The organism is Pontivivens ytuae, assembly GCF_015679265.1.
GTDB lineage: Bacteria > Pseudomonadota > Alphaproteobacteria > Rhodobacterales > Rhodobacteraceae > Pontivivens > Pontivivens ytuae.
The window spans coordinates 535,939-557,486 of sequence record NZ_CP064942.1; the positions used below are offsets into that span (position 1 = coordinate 535,939).

Annotated in this window: 18 protein-coding genes, 1 tRNA gene and 1 pseudogene; 13 read left to right on the forward strand and 7 right to left on the reverse strand. The window is 58.7% G+C overall.

Annotated elements, in window-relative coordinates:
- Positions 1-52: 52 nt before the first annotated feature.
- The 6 genes and pseudogenes from I0K15_RS02445 to I0K15_RS02465 all read left to right on the forward strand — a co-directional run bounded on the left by I0K15_RS02445 (position 53) and on the right by I0K15_RS02465 (position 3,950).
- A complete protein-coding gene (locus I0K15_RS02445; protein ID WP_196103872.1) occupies positions 53-304 on the forward strand; it encodes a helix-turn-helix domain-containing protein in 252 nt (83 codons plus the stop codon).
- Positions 304-1,611 carry a type II toxin-antitoxin system HipA family toxin gene (locus I0K15_RS02450; RefSeq protein WP_196103873.1) on the forward strand — a complete coding sequence of 436 codons (1,308 nt, stop codon included), beginning with the start codon at positions 304-306 and terminating at the stop codon, positions 1,609-1,611. The genes I0K15_RS02445 and I0K15_RS02450 overlap by 1 nt, the downstream gene beginning before the upstream one ends.
- A 217-nt stretch (positions 1,612-1,828) precedes the next feature.
- The gene (locus tag I0K15_RS02455) at positions 1,829-2,353 is read left to right on the forward strand and encodes an ABC-three component system protein (RefSeq protein ID WP_230374246.1); all 525 of its coding nucleotides are present in this window, start codon (positions 1,829-1,831) and stop codon (positions 2,351-2,353) included.
- A gap of 53 nt (positions 2,354-2,406) precedes the next feature.
- Positions 2,407-2,460: pseudogene (locus I0K15_RS21240) on the forward strand (hypothetical protein); the annotation flags it as partial.
- A 105-nt stretch (positions 2,461-2,565) separates the two neighbouring features.
- Positions 2,566-3,707 (forward strand): IS3 family transposase gene (locus I0K15_RS02460; RefSeq protein WP_422393987.1). Its coding sequence is split into 2 segments (ribosomal slippage): positions 2,566-2,826 and positions 2,829-3,707, totalling 1,140 coding nucleotides; the frame shifts between segments, so codons are not numbered across the junction.
- Between the two features lie 111 nt (positions 3,708-3,818).
- Entirely contained in the window at positions 3,819-3,950 is a 132-nt protein-coding gene (locus I0K15_RS02465) for a helix-turn-helix domain-containing protein (RefSeq protein ID WP_196103875.1), read from the forward strand.
- A 112-nt stretch (positions 3,951-4,062) separates the two neighbouring features.
- Here the strand turns inward: I0K15_RS02465 and I0K15_RS02470 are convergent, their stop codons facing one another.
- From I0K15_RS02470 to I0K15_RS02495, 5 genes are all read right to left on the reverse strand, one after another.
- Entirely contained in the window at positions 4,063-10,443 is a 6,381-nt protein-coding gene (locus tag I0K15_RS02470; RefSeq protein WP_196103876.1) for a calcium-binding protein, read from the reverse strand.
- Between the two features lie 36 nt (positions 10,444-10,479).
- Complete coding sequence (locus I0K15_RS02475; protein WP_196103877.1) at positions 10,480-10,968, reverse strand: DUF922 domain-containing protein; 489 nt, start codon at positions 10,966-10,968, stop codon at positions 10,480-10,482.
- A 738-nt stretch (positions 10,969-11,706) separates the two neighbouring features.
- On the reverse strand, positions 11,707-11,988 hold the full coding sequence (locus I0K15_RS02480; protein WP_196103878.1) for a hypothetical protein: 282 nt from the start codon (positions 11,986-11,988) through the stop codon (positions 11,707-11,709).
- 73 nt (positions 11,989-12,061) lie between these two features.
- Positions 12,062-13,203 (reverse strand): IS3 family transposase gene (locus I0K15_RS02485; protein WP_422394002.1). Its coding sequence is split into 2 segments (ribosomal slippage): positions 12,062-12,940 and positions 12,943-13,203, totalling 1,140 coding nucleotides; the frame shifts between segments, so codons are not numbered across the junction.
- Between the two features lie 185 nt (positions 13,204-13,388).
- A complete protein-coding gene (locus I0K15_RS02495; protein WP_196103879.1) occupies positions 13,389-13,859 on the reverse strand; it encodes a hypothetical protein in 471 nt (156 codons plus the stop codon).
- A 75-nt stretch (positions 13,860-13,934) separates the two neighbouring features.
- Between I0K15_RS02495 and I0K15_RS20940 the strand changes: the two genes are divergently transcribed.
- The 7 genes from I0K15_RS20940 to I0K15_RS21245 all read left to right on the forward strand — a co-directional run bounded on the left by I0K15_RS20940 (position 13,935) and on the right by I0K15_RS21245 (position 19,054).
- Positions 13,935-14,318 carry a hypothetical protein gene (locus I0K15_RS20940; RefSeq protein WP_230374247.1) on the forward strand — a complete coding sequence of 128 codons (384 nt, stop codon included), beginning with the start codon at positions 13,935-13,937 and terminating at the stop codon, positions 14,316-14,318.
- Positions 14,319-14,344: 26 nt separating this feature from the next.
- Positions 14,345-14,497 (forward strand): hypothetical protein, encoded by a 153-nt coding sequence (locus I0K15_RS02505; RefSeq protein WP_196103881.1) that lies wholly within the window; start codon positions 14,345-14,347, stop codon positions 14,495-14,497.
- A 62-nt stretch (positions 14,498-14,559) separates the two neighbouring features.
- Positions 14,560-16,197, forward strand: a complete 1,638-nt coding sequence (locus tag I0K15_RS02510) for a type IV secretory system conjugative DNA transfer family protein (RefSeq protein ID WP_196103882.1) — start codon at positions 14,560-14,562, stop codon at positions 16,195-16,197.
- Positions 16,198-16,239: 42 nt separating this feature from the next.
- The gene (locus I0K15_RS02515) at positions 16,240-16,557 is read left to right on the forward strand and encodes a hypothetical protein (RefSeq protein WP_196103883.1); all 318 of its coding nucleotides are present in this window, start codon (positions 16,240-16,242) and stop codon (positions 16,555-16,557) included.
- A 2-nt stretch (positions 16,558-16,559) separates the two neighbouring features.
- The gene (locus tag I0K15_RS02520) at positions 16,560-16,937 is read left to right on the forward strand and encodes a hypothetical protein (RefSeq protein WP_196103884.1); all 378 of its coding nucleotides are present in this window, start codon (positions 16,560-16,562) and stop codon (positions 16,935-16,937) included.
- Positions 16,938-17,165: 228 nt separating this feature from the next.
- Positions 17,166-17,486 carry a hypothetical protein gene (locus I0K15_RS02525; RefSeq protein WP_196103885.1) on the forward strand — a complete coding sequence of 107 codons (321 nt, stop codon included), beginning with the start codon at positions 17,166-17,168 and terminating at the stop codon, positions 17,484-17,486.
- Positions 17,483-19,054 (forward strand): recombinase family protein, encoded by a 1,572-nt coding sequence (locus I0K15_RS21245; protein ID WP_196105339.1) that lies wholly within the window; start codon positions 17,483-17,485, stop codon positions 19,052-19,054. Before I0K15_RS02525 ends, I0K15_RS21245 begins: the two co-directional genes overlap by 4 nt.
- On the opposite strand, the gene I0K15_RS02535 is transcribed toward I0K15_RS21245, so the two are convergent.
- Together I0K15_RS02535 and I0K15_RS02540 are read right to left on the reverse strand one after the other, a co-directional pair.
- Positions 19,017-19,092 (reverse strand) — tRNA-Thr (locus I0K15_RS02535). The genes I0K15_RS21245 and I0K15_RS02535 overlap by 38 nt on opposite strands.
- 41 nt (positions 19,093-19,133) lie before the next feature.
- A complete protein-coding gene (locus I0K15_RS02540; RefSeq protein WP_196103886.1) occupies positions 19,134-21,470 on the reverse strand; it encodes an AsmA family protein in 2,337 nt (778 codons plus the stop codon).
- Positions 21,471-21,548 lie beyond the last annotated feature (78 nt).

Genomic DNA, 21,548 nt, shown 5'->3' on the forward strand with positions numbered 1-21,548 from the left:
ATATTGACATTTTATGCTTCATTCGGCATAATAGAACAAAAAGAGGCCAAGCATGGACCATATCGCCCGCACCCCCAAACAGATCGGAGACGCCCTGCGCCGCATCCGGCGGTCCCAGGATCAGACCCAGAGCGAGACCGGCCGCAAGGCGGGCCTGCGCCAGGAAACCCTCTCCAAGATCGAGACCGGCAATCCGGCGACCAAGATCCAGACCATCTGCGACATCCTCGCGGCCCTCGATCTGGAGCTGGTGATCCGGGAGCGCAGCAAGGGCGCGCCCGACGAGATCGAGGACATCTTCTGATGGGGCGTCAGCGCAAATACACGCCCTTGGAGGTCTTCCTGAACACCCGCCATGTGGGCCGGCTGACGCGGCAGAGCAGCGGCGCCATCGACTTCCAGTATGCGCCGGAGTGGCTCGCCTGGGAGCACACGATGCCGATCTCCCTGTCGCTGCCTTTGCGGGAGGACCGCTATCTCGGTGCGCCGGTCATCGCCGTCTTCGACAACCTGCTGCCCGACAGCGACGCGATCCGCCGGCGGGTCGCCGAGCGCCGGGGCGCGGAGGGCATCGACGCCTTCAGCCTGCTGAGTGCGGTCGGCCGGGATTGCGTCGGGGCTCTGCAATTCCTGCCCGAGGGAGAGGTGCCGGATCCGGCGGACCAGATCCGCGGCGATGTCCTGGACGAGGATGAGATCGCCGCGATGATCGCCAATCTCGGCAATGTGCCGCTGGGCTTGGGCGACGACCAGGACTTCCGAATCTCCATTGCCGGGGCGCAGGAAAAGACCGCGCTGCTCTATCACGACGGGCACTGGCTGCGCCCGCATGGCACCACGCCGACCACCCATATCCTGAAGCCGCAGATCGGGCGCCTGCCCCTCGGTGTCGATCTCTCCCACTCGGTGGAGAACGAGCATCTCTGCCTGCGGCTGCTGGAGGCCTTCGGGCTGGAGGTCGCCCAGACCGAGATCCGCGACTTCGGCGAACACCGCGTCCTGGTCGTCGAACGCTTCGACCGGCGGCATGCTGCAGACGGACGCCTGCTGCGTCTGCCGCAGGAGGACTGCTGCCAGGCTCTCGGCGTGCCGCCCACGCGCAAGTACCAGAACGATGGCGGGCCGAGTGCCGCCGACATCCTGGATCTGCTCAAGGCCAGCGATGTGCCCGAGCAGGACCGCATCGCCTTCCTGAAGGCCCAGATCCTGTTCTGGCTGATGGCCGCCACGGACGGGCATGCGAAGAACGTCAGCCTGTTCCTGCGGCCCGGCGGGCGGTTCCGCCTCACGCCGCTCTACGATGTGATCTCGGTCCAGCCCAGTATCGATGCAGGTCAGCTGCAGGGACCAAAGGTGAAGCTCGCGATGTCGGTCGGGACCAACCGGCACTACCGTGTCGATGACATCGTGGCTCGGCACTTCATGCAGACCGCCGAGCGGGCGGGTCTCTCGCGGGATGTCGTGGTGCGGCTGCTCGAAGAGATCGAAGCGGCGTTTGAGTATGCGTTTGAGCGGGTTGAGGCGCAGCTCGGGCGGGATGTTCCGGAGGAGCTGGTCAAGTCGGTGAAGGCGCGGATGCGGGGGCCTTTGCAGGGGGGAGCAGCTGTCTAGATGGGCCTGATAAGGAGGATAACTCGTGGAAGGGCCCATACAAGCCGTTGACAGGCAGGTCAGGATGCTGCAGCTGCAGCCTTCCAAACCGGACGTTAGTCGCAGTTTCAATATAATGGACTGTCTGGCATCGATGATCGCGCGTAACTCTTACGTGCTGACTATCCTTGCCTCCAGACAAAAAGCGCATATTGTGTGTTTGCACAATTAGTTGTGGGTGCGGAATGAAGCCGTGCCACATTTTGTCAGGGAAGCCACTTTGTCAGGCCAGTCACAAGTTACCGGACTCCTGGACCGTCTCGATAAGGAAATTTTAGATGGAAATATTTGTGTCGACGGGTTCATCGACGACTTACAGATGTTCCAAAACAAGCGGAGCGTAGAAGCTCTAGTTGGCTTGGAAGCCAAGTTAGAAGACGCAGAGCGTCAAGATCAAGTCGAAGGCGCTCAAGCCAAGAAAGAGCTTTTTGCGAAGCTACTGGCGAAGATGCAACACTACCCGTCGGCGCAGAAGATTTTTGCTTTGTTTCTCGCCCGAATAAATGATGTTTTTGAAAATCATATTATTCCGCACGTCTCATCTCTTGATCGACAACAAGTAGACGAAATCATTGATGAAAAAATTATCCAGCCGACACTTCAAGACATGGGGGCAGGCTTTGAGTATTTCACTATTAACCATGCTCATGTCAGAGGCATGATCTACTGGCTTGCGGATAGATGCTATGTGAGGTGGAGCTAGTGTTCTCGCTTTCATATACCCCAGCCTATGATCCTTATCATACTGTTTTTAGGATGCTTGTTCTTCTTTTTTCCACCGATGACGGCAGAATGCCATCGAAGACAGCAAGAGCTGCGGATTTCTTCTACTGCTTTCCATGGATGCTACAGGACATCCTGTCCTTCCCCCCTAGAACTGGGCCATTACATTGGCCGCGAGAGGGGGGATTGGGCATGGCGAGGAAGCGACATTCAGACGAAGACATCTTGAAGCTGCTGCGTGAGATCGAGCTGAAGCTGACGGCGGGCGATGACGTGGCCACTGCATGCCGCGGCGTCGGGATCAGCGACGCGACATACTACAACTGGCGGAAACGGTTTGGCGGGATGGGCCGGTCGCAGCTGTCGGAGATGAAGAGTTTGGAGAAAGAGAACGCCCGACTGAAGAAGATCGTCGCCGAGCTCGAACTGGACAAGCTCATACTCAAGGAAAGCCTGAACCACCTAAAGCCCAGGGCCTGACCACAGAGGAGCTTCGTCAGGCCGTCCTTCACACACGCCAGAAGCTTGCCACGTCTGAGCGGCGGACCTGCCGGGTGATTGGCCTGGCGCGGAGCTCCCTGCAATATCAGCCAACACAGAGAGACGATGATGCGCTACGGTTGGCTCTGATCCGGTTGGCGAAGCAGTACGGGCGATATGGCTACCGCAAGATCACGGAGCTGCTTCACATGGAAGGCTGGCGGGTCAATCACAAGAAGGTCGAGCGGCTCTGGCGTGAGGAAGGATTGCAGCTTCCGCAGCGGCACAAAAAGCGCAAGCGGCTCTACCACAAGGGCAGCTCGATCATCCGGCTTCGGCCCACGCACCCGAACCATGTTTGGGCAATAGACTTCGTGCATGACAAGCTCAGCAATGGGCGCAGTTACAAGATGCTGACGGTTCTCGACGAGTTCACGCGGCAGGCCTTGGCTGTTGTGGTCCGCACCAAGATGGGTGCCGACGAAGTTCTCGAAGCACTCTATCCGCTCCTGCTGCGCCACGGTTCCCCGGAGTATATCCGGTCCGATAACGGACCCGAGTTCGCAGCAGAGGCGATGCAGGGCTGGCTTCGGCGTGTTGGGATCAAGCCCATCCGCATCTACCCAGGATCACCCTGGGAGAACGGATACAACGAGCGCTTCAATGGGACATTACGGCGAGAGGTTCTCAATGCGGAGTGGTTCACGACGACCAAGCAAGCTCAGATCGTCATCAATCACTGGCTCAGGCAGTACAATCACACCCGACCGCATCAGGCACTCAACATGCGCCCACCCGTTCCTGAAACAATATTAGAGAAACCCCTGATCAGTGGCCCAGACACAGGGGGCTAGACAGCCGAATTCCAGCGCGATATCATTGGCGACAATACGCAGGCCGGGCTCAATACGCAGGCCGGGCTCGATGCCGCGCGCCGGCGGGGCAAAAGGCTGGGCCGTCCGCCTGTGATCGATCTGGAAACCGTGCTGGAGGCACATCGTCTCATCGCGCAGGACGGTGTGAGCCTGGCGGAAGCGGCGCGCCGGCTGGACGTCTCCCGCGCGACGCTGGGGCGGGCGATACGGCGTGTGGAGTAATTGGGGGGATACGAGGCGGAGCCGCCTTAGAAATCTTGAATGTCGTCGGAAACGAGAACGCCGAGGTTCCCTTACCAGGAGCCTCGGCTTTTCGTATCAGATTAGTTTCCACTCAGGAGTAGAAACTCCACAGACTTTGCGAGTCGTCCTCGCCGATCTGAAGGTTTTCGATGCGGTCGTTTGAGTCAAAGCCTCCAAGCGTGCCAGCAATTGCATCAACGAGCAGCAGGCTATCATCCGTACCGCTAAAGCGAACAATCGCATCTTTGTCGTCTCGCTCGAAAATTAAGTCTTCCAGGAGATACCCCTCGATACGCAAGGTATCTGAGTCCGACGCTCCACCCTGATCATGAATTACATCCTGCCCGTCACCGCGGCGGAAAACATAAGTATCGCTGCCGCTTGCTCCAGTCAGGGTGTCATTACCAAATCCAGCCTCGATCCAATCCGCTCTGTTAAAATAACCGAGAACCAGATCATCATCATTCGTATTCTGGTCGAGAATCATTCGATCTCGAAGACTCTCAGCATCGAGTATTGCTCCACCATCAAATTCGATGACTCCAACTCTGTCACTGGAGTCAAAGTCACCATTCCTCCTCGAAGTGGCATCAACAAGCCTAATACTATCATCCGCACCACCGAAGCTAATAAGCACGTCATTCGCATCATTGGGATCAAAGATTATTCTTGCCTCCCCCAGCACATAACCTTCAATACGCAATATGTCCTCATCTAAGTGATAACCCTGATCATGGATAAGATCTTGCCCGTCGCCCCGGCGAAAGACGTACGTATCGTCTCCCCATCCGCCAATCAGCGTATCATTTCCGACACCGCCGATAATGGTATCGTGACCGGAGTCTGCGAAGACTTCATCATTGCCGGCTTTCGCGTCGATCATATCGCTGCTGTACTCAATACCGTATATAACATCGTCGTTGTCGCTGGTCTGATCGACGACCATTCGATCACGCATATCCATCGATGACAGCGATGTTCCGTCCTCAAATTCGATACGTTCGATTTGACCGGCATCGTTGAAGAAGCCGATAAAGTCCGATGTCGCATCAACGAGGCGTAAGCGATCTGCCGTGCCGTCAAAGGAAATCAGAATATCATCCCGATCTAAGGGATCGAAGGTGATGCGGGTTTCGTCCGGGGTATAACCCTCGATACGCAAGGTATCGGTCTCAGCATCGCCTTGATCGTGGACCAGATCCTCACCGTCGCCTCGGCGGAACACATACGTGTCTGTGCCATCGCCGCCGATCAGCGTATCATCACCAACACCACCGATCAGAGTATCGGCGCCTGAGCCGGCTTCAATCGAGTCATCCCCACCACCACCGTCGAGCAGATCAGCGCCATTTGAACCGCTGATGTTGTCATCACTATCATTCGCTTGATCAGCGAGGAGGCGATCTCGCACGTCATCGACCTGCAGTACAACGCCCCCATCGAATTCGATGCGTTCTATCTGGTCCAGATCACTTGATGTGCCGACGGCATTGACCAATCGCAGTGTATCATCCGTTCCTTCGAAGCTAATAAGAACGTCATCTCCATCGTTGGGATCATAAGTGAACACAGCCTCATCGGCGGTGTATCCTTCGATCCTCAAGACATCCTCACCATCAGAAACCGCTTCTTCATCGACAATGGTGTCATGCCCGTCGCCACGTTGGAAAACATAGAGGTCCGCACCCTCTCCCCCGATCATTGTATCGTCACCAACACCACCGCGGAGGGTATCATTCCCAGTGTTTCCAGAGAGCTGATCATTCCCATCTCCACCGTCGAGAAGGTCATCCCGGTTGGCAAATCCGAAAATGAGATCGTCCCCGTTGGTAGCCTGGTCAATCAGCAGGCGCTCTCTGACATCGTCGCCATCCAGCAGCACTCCATCTGCGAACTCGATCTGATCTACCTGTCGCCAGTTGGAGTACCCGCCGTTGCCCGTGATGGCATAGACGAGGCGGATCTCATCATCAGCCTGCGCGAAAGATATAAGCACATCGTTCAGGTTGCCCGCATCAAAGTGGAACATCGCGTCCACAGATGCATAGTCTTCGATACGAAGGACATCGTTGTCTTCAGCGCCGCCATGGTCATCAATCACATCTCGCCCATCGCCAGCGCGGAATATGTAGGTGTCGTCGCCGTCTTCGCCTGTGAGAGTATCATCACCTAGATCCCCGATGAGGGTGTCGGCTCCGTCACCTGCCAGAATCAGATCGTTGCCGCCTCTAGCTTCAATCAAATCCCCGCTATCCGTGCCGACGATACTGTCATCTGAGGCGCTGATCTGGTCGGATAGCAGACGATCACGAATACTCTGAGCATCGAGACCGACGCCGTCTGCGAATTCGACACGCTCAACCCGATCATAGCTGCTGGACTGGCCCGCCGCATCGACCAATCGAATGACATCGGTCGTGCCCTCGAAAGTGATCAGAACATCTGTTGTGAGTTCCGGATCCTGACTAAATCGCGCCTCCTCCGATGTGTAACCCTCGATCAGAACGAGGTCACTGTCTAAAAGCCCCCCTCCGTCGCGTACAATGTCTTGGCCATCGCCGCGACTGAAGATGTAGAGATCGTCGCCCCGTCCGCCGACCAATGTGTCGTCACCCAGACCGCCAACAAGTATGTCATCTCCGCTGTCAGCGGAGAGTAAGTCGTTGCCACTTCCTCCATTTAGAGCATCCGCCCGGTTCGCAAAACCGGAAATGATATCGTCACCTGCCGTTGTCTGATCACTCAGGATCCGATCTTGTATGCCTTCACCATCGAGTACGATACCATCGGCGAATTCAATATTATCAATCTGGTTTCGACCGGAGTAACCCCCATTGACCAGAATTGCATCGACCAGCCTGATCTGATCTCCATTGCCACCAAACGATACGAGCACATCATTTATATCGTCCGAATCGAGTGTGAATGTGGCATCCGACGCCTCGTAACCCTCAAAGCGCAAAACATCGACATCATTTAGGCTGCCATCATCTTCGATAACGTCCACGCCATCGCCGACAGCAAAAAGATACGTATCGCTGCCACTTTTGCCAACGAGGATGTCGTTGCCGGCACCGCCGATCAGAGTGTCGTTTCCTGTGTCTGCATTGATACTGTCATTACCTGCGCCGGCATCAATGAAATCATCGCGCTGTCTGAAGCCATCGACGATGTCATCATTGCTGGTAATCTGATCGGCAATGATCTTCTCAAGGATTGCGTCCGCATCCAAAACCACCCCGCCATCAAATTCGATGGCTTCGATACGGTCGGCGCGGCTATAAACACCAGAGCTGCTCAAGATACTGTTTACGAGTATCAGACGATCAGCCGAGCCCTCGAATGTGATTAGAAGGTTATCTCTCTCATAAATTTCCGTCGGATCCGGATCGATAGTGAACTTGGCATCCGCCAAGCTGTAGCCTTCGATTCGAACGACATCCACTCCATTCTCACTACCTTGATCGTGAATTACGTCCTGATCATCACCAGATCGGTAAATGTAAATATCACCATCCACGCCACCGACCAGAGTGTCATCGCCAACGCTACCAATGAGCGTATCCTCACCCTCATAAGAACGAATTTCATCATTGCCACTAGAGCCGTCAATATCGTCGTTGTGTGCAAAACCCTCAAGCGTTGCAATTACATCATTTCCCGTCGTTATTTGCTGCATAACAGCCATTGAGTATAAATTGTCAATTGAAATTATTGCCTCATTACCGACCTCGAAAGCCTCCACATGCTCAGATCGAACTATCCGTCCATTGGTAGATTGAAAACTATCCTCGACAATAATACTATCGTCGCTGTTTTCGAATTCGATCCTCAAGCCCCGGCCATCGAGGCCATCGAAGTTGACCCTCAATTCTGAGAGTGAATAATCATAAATTACAACAGTATCGAGATCTGCAGAATTAGTGTCTCTGATAGTGTCGCTCCCATCTCCCCGCCGAAAGACGTAGATATCCGCTCCGCGGCCACCTTCCAGAAGGTCATCTCCCTCACCGCCGTATAAGATATCCTTATTTATCGTCGATATGATGTGATCATCTCCGGCTCCACCATAGATGAAAGCGCCATATTCACGATAAGCAGGAAGAAATCCGTGTTCAGCAACAATTACATCATCATTCTCACTGCCAAAATCGAAATCCGAGCCCTTGAATCTCGAAATAATAGAGAGCAACTCGGAGTCCTCGGTGGTGTACGGCTCTATTGCTCGTGCGATGGTATCGTGGAAGTCCTCGCCATAAACCGCAAACTCGTGAGCCAGCAAATCCACTAAACGAACTGCATTACCTAGGCTAATGTTACCCTTTTGGACGTTGCCGTCGAGATATGAGAGGGCTAGCCCGAGATCTCCACTCAGTTGTTGACTTGTTGGACTTAGATCGTCAGCCAGTAGATGTAGTCCGAAAGCTGGATGTGAAAGTATGTTCGCTGCAAGCGTTTCAAAATCACCACCCAAGCTCAATGAGTGTGAGGTTGGTGACTGAGCGATAAATCGTATAGCTAATGTTTCAACAACGTCCGCAAATTGCCTTTCGATCTGCGCTCCCGCACGCTCATCGGGATCTTGATATACTATTGGCAAAAAGCGGTGCTGCTGCTCGAATTCCGTTCCAAACAAAGCCTCGAGAAAGGCAAGCTTTCGACCATCTACATATTGGCCGCGACTACTCGTGCTGATGTCTTGAACATCAGCCCAATTATATAAAAAGCCTTCAAAATCCAATAAAAATTTAGCAATATCGCCCGTTGAGATCTCGCTCAGAAGAGTTTCTGCCTCCTGAAGCAGATTTTCGTCCTGGGACAACGCTACCCAAGTCGATTCCAGATTACCAGATGCCCATAAAACTGGAATTAATAACGCACGCTCATTTATTACGAAGCTTTCATCCAGCTTTTTGTATGATGAAGCCGTATATCTTTCGAAAAAGATATCCTCCACATGTGCTGTCGTACCGTCTGCAAAGCTAGCGCTGCCTCTGTAATTGACACGATGTCCTTCGTTTAACTCTTCGACAAGTTCATAGTTGAGCGAGATTTCTATTATATCGATCTCGGCAAGCTCATAAAGCTCTGAAGCTTCACTCACACCGTCAGTATTGCGGTCTATCCACACCTGAAGCTCGGAGAATTCTGCATCGCTTGAATTGATAATGCCGTTACCATCAGTATCTAGCTCAGCTAGTCTGGAGAAACCGTGGGCGTGACCGTCGGTATCACCGAATAGCTCATATATATCATCAATGAAATTATTGGCGTTTCGATCCAAAACAAGCAAACCATCATCTGGCCCAACCCAACCTGTTTGCTCGGCGAAGCCATCTCCATCAAGATCGAAATAAGACTGCGACCCTATAAGGGGCGTCAACTCTATACCATCGCCGTCGAGGTCTATTACAAGAGGATCGACCAATGGAGGGCGAAAACCACCAGCCTCACGCTCCGGCTCTTCCTCCTCGGCTGGGTCTCCGTTGTCGTCTGGCGGCGGATCTCCAGGCTCAGTCCAGCCAGGAACCGAAATGTCCTCCCACGATCGCCCACCGCCGTTCCAAGCGTTGCCCCCTTGTCCCCACGCACCACCGCTGCCCTCGCCGAATGTACCTCCTCTACCTCCAAATGCCGCTCCACCCCCGCCAAAGTCAAAGCCGCCTTGCGGAAAGAAATCGCCGGCGCCGCTCCATGCGCCGCCGCCCTGAGGATAAAAGTCACCAGCACCACTCCAGGCTCCGCCCCCATGGCCAAACGCATTGCCTCCCTGCGGAAAGAAACCTCCACCTCCGCTCCACGCTCCGCCAGCAGCCCCACCATCGTCTGGTTCTCCGTCAGGAGGGGGATTGTTGACGCTCTCCAGATATTGTTCGATGGCCTCTCTCGTATCAGCGTCTAAGTTGTCCAAAACCTCCGGCGGTATAGCTTCGAAGGCTTCAGGAGGCAGTAATTCGATTATCTCTCGGGGAGAAAGCTGATTGTCGTCGATGGTGAGCTCCCGAATTGAGGCCATTAGTCCATCAATTGCCTCATCGTCAAATTGAAAGGTAACTCCACCAACTGCGCCGTTTATTGCGATTGTTACACTTGACAAATTCGGAGTTTCTCCGCCATTCATTGCGTCTCGCAGCTCGTGCAGGGGCACATTGAACATGATTTCAACTCTGCCCGAATCATATCCAAAGCCAAAGGTGCCAGAAGACCCCCAATTGGAGGCATCTAGGATATCTAAATCGCCAACGCCGAATCTATAGCTACCCCCAGCGGCCTCGATGTTGGCTATCTCTTTTATAACTTCGCTAATTGTCTTAGAGCCCAAAACCCGACCAAAGCCTGGAATCTGTTGCGGGTCCAGCGCGAAGCCAAAAGTGCTGCCATCGGAACCGAAAAATGCGAAACCGATGTCAAGTGAAGCTCCTACGGTAACAGTACCGCCATCAGGCATATCGACGCGATTCGTGACTGTCATTTCAAGCTCCAGAGATACAACTTTGAGATTGATTGATTAGCGCAGTTCTACACCCTCTGACCTTCCATTCAGGGTGTTTCGATCGAATTCGTTATTCTTCTCGATCCAATAATCTATTATCTCTGCTGCATCTGAACATCCGTATCTTTGAATCTCTTCTGCAGCAAAAATGCCCATTTGAAGATGGTGATTTTCATGCACTTCAAGAGCTCGAAGCACCGCTTCGACCGTAGCTCTGTCTCCATCGCTCAAGCCACTGCTCGAGAAAAGTTGAGGCAGTATTATGTGAGCCTGTACTCTGACGGAGCAATCCGAGTTGTCAGTGAACCAGTGAACAGTCCAATATGTCTTACCCCAAGCGCCATCCGGGCCTTTCGAGTTTAACTGCTCTCGAATTTCCGAAACTGTTGAGCCACTGATCAGATAGTACGAGTATTCTATATCTTTTTCGATATCATCCAATGACTGCCCGTAGAGCGGAGCAGCATGGAGCAATATTGTTAGTGCTACTGGTGCTTTAAACATTCTATTTTTTTCTTCTCTTGTGCAACTCAATCGCCGACGCTAACGCATCGCGATAGACTGGCACTGCCAACAATGTAATTAGAACATGAATAGCTGCGTCTGCTTGGATAAAGCGGGTCGCTAGACAATATGAACCAAGCAGCATAATCACGAACACTAATACTATCGGGAAAAATAAGGAAAAAACACTTCGGAGCGTGAGATCTGGCCAAAAGAATGTTCGCCTCATTTTGAGCCTCCAATGGCAGGCGCAGAAGTACACCCGAAAAAGAACCACTTGAGTGGCATACCTTTTCAAGATCAGCATTCACAATCCCGGAGTATCGAGGTTAGCAGTCCGCTAAACCGCCGGAGATGCAGATGTCAGTTGGACACGATTGATGAGCATAGGCTACTTGCACGGGCGCGTGTTATAATTGATCACGCACAACCTGAGGTTGACAATATAAATTTACGAATAATTTGATGTGTCACACTTTGGTGTACATCCGAGGCAACGGGGGAAGATCCACCATAATATGACGTGATCGATGTGCACGCCTGGGAAATCCGGTATCTGATGGAATAGGTATTTCCAGTCAAATCGTGGAGAAGCCTCCCGAGCACAGTTCACTTATGTGGCGATGCCGTAGATGCCTTAATCACGAATTATCCTTAGGAGCGAGAGGTCAAGAAACCCACGTGCGAATATTCTATTCGCAACTCGCTACCAAAAAGCTATACTGGAATTCAATGAAATCAATTGACATTATTTATATTGAGTTTCCTCAGAATCCCATGCCGCACTTTTGACGGCGAATGGATGCCAAAATCCTTCATCAGCCCGATCTTCCATCGCCGGACGGGATAGCGCTCCAGTTTAGCCAGGTCGTCATCCCGCATCATCACGACGTTGGCTGAGAACAGCCCGCCCAGTTGGCCCAGCGTGTCGGCGAGGTACGATCCAGCCATCAGGCGTGCGAAGCGAACACCATTGCCCAGCCCATCCCGCATCGAGATCTGCAGGATCGATGAGCGCATCGCGCCCGTATCCTCGTCCTTCGTGAGCAGAAAAAGCCGCTCCCGCTTGCTCAGGATACACCCCTCCAGATGTCTAGCCCCCTGTGTCTGGGCCACTGATCAGGGGTTTCTCTAATATTGTTTCAGGAACGGGTGGGCGCATGTTGAGTGCCTGATGCGGGCAGGTGTGATTGTACTGCCTGAGCCAGTGATTGATGACGATCTGAGCTTGCTTGGTCGTCGTGAACCACTCCGCATTGAGAACCTCTCGCCGTAATGTCCCATTGAAGCGCTCGTTGTATCCGTTCTCCCAGGGTGATCCTGGGTAGATGCGGATGGGCTTGATCCCAACACGCCGAAGCCAGCCCTGCATCGCCTCTGCTGCGAACTCGGGTCCGTTATCGGACCGGATATACTCCGGGGAACCGTGGCGCAGCAGGAGCGGATAGAGTGCTTCGAGAACTTCGTCGGCACCCATCTTGGTGCGGACCACAACAGCCAAGGCCTGCCGCGTGAACTCGTCGAGAACCGTCAGCATCTTGTAACTGCGCCCATTGCTGAGCTTGTCATGCACGAAGTCTATTGCCCAAACATGGTTCGGGTGCGTGGGCCGAAGCCGGATGATCGAGCTGCCCTTGTGGTAGAGCCGCTTGCGCTTTTTGTGCCGCTGCGGAAGCTGCAATCCTTCCTCACGCCAGAGCCGCTCGACCTTCTTGTGATTGACCCGCCAGCCTTCCATGTGAAGCAGCTCCGTGATCTTGCGGTAGCCATATCGCCCGTACTGCTTCGCCAACCGGATCAGAGCCAACCGTAGCGCATCATCGTCTCTCTGTGTTGGCTGATATTGCAGGGAGCTCCGCGCCAGGCCAATCACCCGGCAGGTCCGCCGCTCAGACGTGGCAAGCTTCTGGCGTGTGTGAAGGACGGCCTGACGAAGCTCCTCTGTGGTCAGGCCCTGGGCTTTAGGTGGTTCAGGCTTTCCTTGAGTATGAGCTTGTCCAGTTCGAGCTCGGCGACGATCTTCTTCAGTCGGGCGTTCTCTTTCTCCAAACTCTTCATCTCCGACAGCTGCGACCGGCCCATCCCGCCAAACCGTTTCCGCCAGTTGTAGTATGTCGCGTCGCTGATCCCGACGCCGCGGCATGCAGTGGCCACGTCATCGCCCGCCGTCAGCTTCAGCTCGATCTCACGCAGCAGCTTCAAGATGTCTTCGTCTGAATGTCGCTTCCTCGCCATGCCCAATCCCCCTCTCGCGGCCAATGTAATGGCCCAGTTCTAGGGGGGAAGGACAAGGCCGCCAGCCGAAATCTGCGTGGAAGTGCAGCCTCTCTTCGTAATGAAGCCAACCATCGCGCCTTGATGTGATGCGCGCGGCGCTGATCAGGACCTGACCTGGATCCAGAATGGACGGCCTGTACACTTTAATAGACACCCGGAAGGCTGGTGTGGTCCTCATCCATATTCGACTGCGCATCCAGAAAGTCGATCAGTGAGAAGTAGAGGCTTCCGGGCAAGCTTCCCAAAGTCTGCGCCAGGGATCTCTGGCCGAGAAAATCGCGGTCGATCAGGAAGCTGTGGAATGCCTCGAACGTGCGTTTGGAGAACTTCCGGAAGAACTTCGTTGCCAACGCCGGATAAGCCCCTGTGAACTTTTCCGCTTCGACTGCGATCTCATCGAGGTCGATGCCGTTCGGATAGGCGGCTTCGATATCCTTGAAATAACTGAACCACGTCGCTCGGACAGGGGGGATCTGCTCATATCTGTTGCGGCTGCTTGGGTGCGCGGTTTTTAGCTCCGTCAATAGGTCGTCCAAAACCATTCCATCGCTTCGACGCTGATAAACAACCATGATGAGCAGAACGAGATTTGCCTTCGTGAACTTCAAACTCATCGTAACCCCCTCGCATAAACTCAGACAGTTCTTGGATGAGTTGGACTGTACTTCGCTTCCTTTGCGAGTATTATAATGAATTTCAGCGACTTAATCTCCTCTCAAGGGATCGGGCCTCTGCGGTCACTGATCCACAACGAAGAGAAGGAGATGCGCATGCGTCATCACCACAACCCCAATCACCGGGGCGGACCGCCCGGACCAGGTCGCGATATGCGGGGTCGGTTCACGACCATTGTGGCCGCGATGATCGCCCTGCTGCTCGGCGGTTTAATGGCCAAACACACCGTGGACTACATCACCGTGGTTGCGGCCATGAGCTACCCGCCCGAAATCGTGGACCTTTTCGAGATCGCCTGGACGCTTCTTTGCTATCCGTTCGTGTTTTTCGCAGCGCGGGCCAGCGTCCTTTTCGCGGTCACGGCGGCAGGCGTCTATCTCGCCAGCCGCCTCATGTAACCCCCAACGGCAGAAAGGAGTAAATCATGCCGCGTACTGAGAAAGAGAAGATCGGAGAACTGCACCGCTACCGCACGGTGAAGACCTTCGGCGACAAGGTGAAGGAGGCGATCCAGAACATTCTGGGTGTCTGCGTCCTGGTCGGCGTCGGCATCGTCATCGCCGCGATCTTCGGCTGACGGACCCTCCGCCGGGCGCTCGCGCAGCGCCCGGCGGTGTCGTTTCCAGGACGGAGCTTCCCATGACCTTCGATCAGCACGCCTATGGTTCGGCCCGCTTCGCCACCGCTGCCGAGATCCGCGCTGCCGGGTTGTTCGGATCGCGCGGCCCGGAGTTCGGGCATCTCGGACGCCAGTTCCTGCGCCACTGGAATGGCGGTGGGGCGCGTGTGACAGGCGGATCGGGCAGCGGAAAAAGTAGTCAAATCTTACTACCCGCGATCCTCGGCGCCCCCGAGGCACGCTTCGTCGTCCTCGACTTCAAGAACGGCGAGATCAGCCGGATCATCGAGCCGCACTGCGCCCTGGCCGGGATCCCGTTCTATTCCATCGATCCTTACGGCGTGACCGATCTTCCCAACCAGCGCGTCTCGCTGCTCTCCCACCTGACGCCGGGCTCCGCGATGCTGGTCCCCGACAGCCAGCGCTTCTGGCGCGCCCTCCTGCCCGACAGTGGCGGGGACGGGCGCTTCTTCGACCAGACCGGCCGCCGCTTCGGCGATGCCATCACCCGCATGGACGTGGCCCTGCAGGGCAGCACTTCCTTCACCGCGCTCTACAGCCTGATGCTGCTGGCCCGCGCCGACTTCAACGCCTTCCTGCGCATTCCGGAACAGGCCAGCGACCGCCTGCCGCCCGATGTGCTCGCCACCTGCGCCGAGATGCGGGCGATGTATGACGATGCGGCCCGCACCTTCGAGTCCGTCATGGCGGGCCTGACCAACAGCCTCGCCTTCATGGCCGATCCCAACCTGCAGGCCACGCTGGTCGATGACAGCCTCGCCGATGCTCCGCTCTCGGTGATCGCCGATCCGGAGCCCGGCCCGGTCATCGTCTCCCTGATCTTGCCTGACGAGCTGCTGGAGGTGCTGGCTCCGATGGTCCGCGCCTTCATCTCCGCGATCCGCACCGCCAAGAAGGCCCGGCCCGATGCGCCGCCCGTCCATCTCCTGATCGATGAGGCCGCCCGCATGGGCCGCTTCGAGGAACTGGCCAAGATGGTGGCCGTGGACCGCGCCGCCGGGATCGTGCCCTGGCTGTTCTACCAGGACGATGGCCAGATCGCCCGCAATCTCGGCCCCACCGGCAAGGCGACGCTGGAGGCCAATGCCGCCCTGATGCTCGATCTCGGCGGCGGCATCCGCGACTATGAGACCGCCCGGGCCCGCTCCGAGACGCTGGGCCACCGCACCCTCGCCATGGCCGATCCGCTCACCCAGACCCGCGCACGGGCCCAGGCCCAGGAGCTGCGCCGCCGGCTGGTGCTCGAAGGCGCGGACCCGCTGGAGATCGGACCGAAGCTCTGGCAGCTCGATTACGAGGCCAATCACCGCACGCTGATGCGCAAGGCCCTGATGGAGCCCGAGGAGCTGCTGAGCCTGCCCGCCGACCGGATGCTGGTGCAGGCCCGCGGCTACCGCCTGCGGCCCTTCCTCGCCGGAAAGCGCCCTTACTTCACCCAGGCGCGCTTCGCCGGGCGGTTCTTCCCCAACCCGAACGAGGACCAGGATCTCGGCACCGTGCGCATCGCCACCCGCTGGGGCATGCGCCGCCGCCGGATCGTCGAGGCCCCGCTGCCGGATCGCCTCCAGCACCTCCCGCAATATGCGGGCGGCCTCCGCCCCTTCCGCCATGTCGAGGGCTTCGCGCCCGCGCCGTAACCCGCCAACCCGAGAGACCATCAGCAAGCAAAGGAGACCACCATGTCCGATGATCGCAAGAAGCAGCCCGTGGAGCATCTGCGCGAGGGCGCCCTGCGCGCCAGCGTCTGGGAGAACCCCGGTCCCCACGGCCCACAGCACAAGGTCACCTTCAGCCGCACCTACCGCGACCAGGACGGGGCCTTCCACGAGACGGGCAGCTTCGGAGCCAAGGATCTGCTCGGCCTCCAGCACCTGGCAGGCCGCGCGCATGATGCCTTGCGCACCCGCCGCCAGGACCAGCAGCGCGATCAGGCCGAGCAACAGCCTGCGCGGGACGGCAGCCGCACCCGCCGCCGCGACGAAGACCGGGAGCGCTGAGCATGCCGGACAAGAAGCCGGACTGGATGACGGATCGCACAATCACCCAGACCTTCACCCAGTCGGCCGATCCCAAGGCCGACTGGGTCCGCGAGGGCAAACCCGATCCGGACCAGGTCGCCCAGGCCGGCATCAAGACCCGCGAGAGCCTGGCCTGGCTCGCCGCCCAGCACCCGGAGACCCCGGCACCCGCCTATCGCATCGACGATCCCGGCCTCCGCGACGATGCCGACCGCGCCACCCGGCAGCAGCACCAGTCCCGCATCGCGGCGCTGCACCGCCGCTTGCAGGCGCGCGCCTTCAAGGGCCGGGAAGACTTTGGACTGGCGCAGGCCCCGCGCCGCCGCGCGCGCGGCCAGGACCAAGGTCAGGAGAGGTAATTTGCATAATGCAACCCATGGATGTTAAAATAAAGGAGAAGGATCGGAACAAAAAGCGCGCTCAGATTACTGTGCGCCGCAATAACCACAAAAATGATCCGGGATTGGCCAACCTGCCTCAACTGGCAGCATCGCCAGATCCATCCAAGGCAAATCCGAACAAGGCCCCCTCCGGTCTCACCGCCGGGGGACAGGCACAACTGCGTCAACCGAAAGGAGGCCGAGGTGATGGATGGTGGTATCAAGGGGGAAGGCGATCTCGCGCGGGTGTTCATGGCGGCGGTCGCCAACAGCGCCGCAGGCAAGCCCAGCGCCGAGATCGATCTGCAGGCCTGCCTCCACCTGCTCGACGACATGGACGCGCCCGACGAGCAGAAGCTCGAACTGCTGGCCATCGTGGCGAACATCGTCACCGCCTTCGTCGATATGGGCTTCGGACTGCACCCGATCCAACAAAGCTGTGGACAGATCGCCGAACGCGATGCTGAGCACCCAAAGGCCTCTGAGAGTTTGGTAAAATCGGAGTTCAACGAAAGGAAAAACGAATGAGTGATACATCCATACAGGCGCGGGATCGCCCCCGCGCCCTGATCTATTGTCGGGTCTCATCGCCCAGGCAACGGCTGGAAGGCGCAGGCCTCGACAGCCAGGAACATCTCTGCCGCAAATATGCCGAAGACCGGGGCTACGAGGTCGAGGCCGTCTTCCCCGACGACATCACCGGCGGCGGCGACTTCATGAAGCGGCCCGGCATGGCGGCCATGTTCGCCTATCTCGATGCCCAGCGGGAGCGGAACTACGCCGTCATCTTCGACGACCCTAAAAGGCTGGCTCGCGATACCGAGTTCCACATGCGGCTGCGCCGCGAACTCGCCCAGCGCGGCGCCACCGTCGAATGCCCGAACTTCACTTTCGAGGACACGCCCGAAGGCAAGTTCATCGAGACCATCATCGCCGCCCAGGGCCAGCTGGAGCGCGAGCAGAACGCCCGCCAGGTCATCCAGAAGATGAAGGCGCGGGTCGAGAAGGGCTACTGGGTGTTCCGCGCGCCCGTCGGCTACCGCTACGCACCGGACAATGGCGGCAAGAAGCTCGTCATCGATCCGGCCCCGGCTGCCGCCGTCCGCGCAGGGCTGGAGGGCTTCGCCTCCGGCCGCTTCCGCAGCCAGGCCGAACTCAAGCGCTACCTCGAAGACCATCCCGACTTCCCGGCGGATCTGCCCGGCGGCGGCCTGCGCCCCCAGACCATCGTCCGGCTCCTCGGCAAGATCGTCTATGCGGGCTACGTCAATGCGCCCTCCTGGAACATCGCGCCCCGCAAGGGCGTGCACACGCCCCTGATCAGCCTGGAGACATACGAGCGTATTCAGGCGCGCCTGAAGGAGGGCACCTACGCACCGGCCCGCAAGGACGTCGCCCAGGACTTCATCCTGCGCGGCGCCGTCCGCTGCGCGTGCTGCAACACGCTGCTGACCGCTGGCTGGTCGACGGGCAAGACGAAGACCTATCCCTATTATCTCTGCCGCGAGAAGGGATGCGCGCTCTACGGCAAGAGCATCCCGCGCCAGGAGATCGAGGAGCGCTTCGAAGGCGTCCTCGTCAAGATCCAGCCCAACCGGACGCTCGCCAAGGTCGCCGGGACCCTGTTCCGCCAGGCCTGGGACCTGCGCGCCAGCCAGATGAGCGAAAGGGCCGCCTCCTTCAAGGCCCAGATCGCCGAGACCGAGAAGACCATCTCCGGCCTCGTCGAGCGCGTCCTGCAGGCCACCCAGCCGCGCGTGCTCGAAGCCTATGAACAGCGCATCGCGGAGCTGGAGCGCCACAAGCGCGTCCTCGCCGAAAAATCGGCCAATATCGCAGCGCCGAAGCACACCTTCGACGAGATGTTCGAACTCTCGATGCGGATGCTCTCAAGCCCTTGGACGATCTGGAAGAACGGCGGATTCGAGGTCCGGAAAGCAGTGCTTCGACCGGCGTTTTGCGAGGAGTTACGCTACGACCGCGAAAACGGGTTTAGAACACCAAAAACTACCTTACCATTCAAGGTGTTAGCTAACTTCGACATCCAAAAATGCAAAATGGTGCCCCCAGAGAGACTCGAACTCCCGACCCACTGATTACAAATCAGTTGCTCTACCAGCTGAGCTATAGGGGCATCGCCTTCCGATAGCCGGTTTCGGGGGGCGAGTGCAAGCGTCAGCGGCCGAAGAGGCCGCGGAGCTGGTCGAGGCCACCGCCTTCCTGTTGCAGCCCATCGGTGATGCTGTCGACGGCGCGGTCGAGCGCCTCATCCGGATCGCCCTCGGTCAGGCCTTGTCGCAGCTCGTCGGCGGCCTGGCGGGCCGCGTCTTCGGCCTGCTGGCGGGTCAGTTCCTCGAGTTGAGAGAGGTCCGGGCGGAAGCTGATATTGCTCCACGGTCCGCTCACCTCCACCGGCAGGGTGATCCCGCTCGCGGCGAGATCGCCGCCCTGCCCCGTCAGGTCGCCCACGATCCGGGGCCGCAGCCGCAGATCCAGCCGCTGGCCCGGCAGGGAGATCGTGCCACCGCCCTCCAGCCGCACGAGCGGGCCGAGGGCGAAGAGCTCCTCGGCCTGCAGCACGCCGTTCGTCACGTCGAAGGAAAGGCGCGCCTCGGTGAAGTCGGTCCGCGCCGCCTCGCCCGTCGCGCCGCCGGTGATATTGCGGGCGATCTCGGCGATGTTGATGCCCCTTAGCGCGCCGTCGGCGAGGTCCGCCGCGATCTCGCCGCTGAGCGTCGCGAGGATGTCGTCAAGCGTTGCCCCATTGCCGCCGAGGTCGAAGGTCAGCGCGCCCGCCCCCTCCAGCCGATCGTTGTCCGCGAAGGCGGAGAGCACCTGCTCCAGCCGGATCGAGCGCAGGCGGGCGGTGATGTCGAGCCGCTCGGTCGCGGCATTGGCGTCGATGGTGGCGGCCAGCAGCCCGCCGAAACCGCTCGTCTCCGTGATGTCGAGGCGGGCGACGCCGTTGTCCACCGTCAGCCGCAGCGCGGTCGGGCCGAGGGAGATCGGCGCGCGCTCGAAGGAGGCGGCGTTGAGCGCGATGTCGGCATCGGCGAGGCGCAGAAGCTCCCACGGGATCGGCGTGGGCGCACTCTCGCCCGATCCACCGCCGCCGCCTCCACCGCCGGAGCCACCGCCCGCCTCCGCCGCGGGCGTGCCGAGGAAGGTGTCGAGGTTCAGCGGCCCGGTGTCGAGCGCGCCGGTGATCCGCGGCCGCGGCCCGGCCAGCCCGACGCCGAGGCGCCCGGTCGCATCCAGCCCCGGCAGGGACAGGTCCAGCGCGTCGAGCGACACGTTCTGCGCCGACGCCGCCAGATCCGTCGCCAGCGTCATCGCACCCGCGGCGCCGGGCGGCAGCTCGGCAGGTGTTCCGGTGGCCCATTCGAGCAGCCGCGGCAGGTCGGGGGTGGAGATGTTGGTGCGCCCGGCCACCTGCCCGGCCGTGGCGACCGTGCCGTCGAAGGCCAGTGCGACGTGGTCGGCCGCATCGAGGTTGATCTCGGCCGCGAGGCTGCCGCTCTCCTGCCAGTCGGCCGCGCCCGAGACGTTCGCGGCGAGGGTCATCGGTACGGCATCGCGGGTGACGCGGCCCACCGTCTCCAGCGCCAGACCGTCGGCGCCATAGGCGACGCTGCCATCCAGCGCCACGTCGGAGATCGCGCCCGCGGCGTCGGGCAGCGGCGGTAGCGCGAGGCGGGACATGGCTCCTGCCGGATCGGGCACGCTCAGCGTGAAGTCGCCGGCCACGGACGCCGCATCGGCCACTTCGCCATCGAAGCTGACGCCGCCAAGCTCGCTGTCGATCACCGCGACCAGATCTAGCGCGCCGAGGGCGGAGAGCGGCCCCGCGCTCTCCGCCGTCAGGTCGACCGTCGCGGGGATGCCGTTGATCGTGGCGCCGCCGCTCAGGGTGGCGCTGCCCGGATCCTCGACATAGGCGAGGGTGAGGTTGATCTCCTCGGCCGACGCCGCCTGCCCTGTCGCGCGGTCGTCGTAGATCACGGTGCCGTCGACGATCTCGGCCGCGAGACGGGTGAGGGCCGGGCCACCGGCAGCTTCCTCACCGCCAGTCTCGGGCGCAGGTGCTGCTTCGGTCGTCTCCGCCGGCTCCGCCGTCGTGGTCGGCGCGAGGTCCCAGTTCCGGCGACCATCCTCGGCCACCTCGAGCCGGATCACCGGTTGTTCCAGCCGCAGCGTCTCCACCTCGATCTGCCCGCCGATCAGGGCGCGCAGGTTGACGGCGACGGCAGCAGCCTCGGCCGTCACCATCTCCGGCGCCTCGGCCCAGTCGGCATTGCTGATCGAGAGCGGCCCGGTCGCGACGCCGAGCCGCGGCCAGATCGTGGGGGAGAAATCACCGGACAGCGTCAGCGTCCGCCCGGTCGCGGCCTCCAGCCGGTCGGAGGCCACGCGGCCGATACGCTCGGTCGGCAGCGCGAACCAGAACGCCCCCACCGCTATGACAAGAAGAACGATGAGGACGAGCAGCGCACGGCCGAGAAACTTGAGCATCCATACCCCCGTGTCGATCGCCAGGCTTTGCGCCTGTTGCCTCAAGGCTAGGGGATGGCCGGAAGGTGCGCCACGATT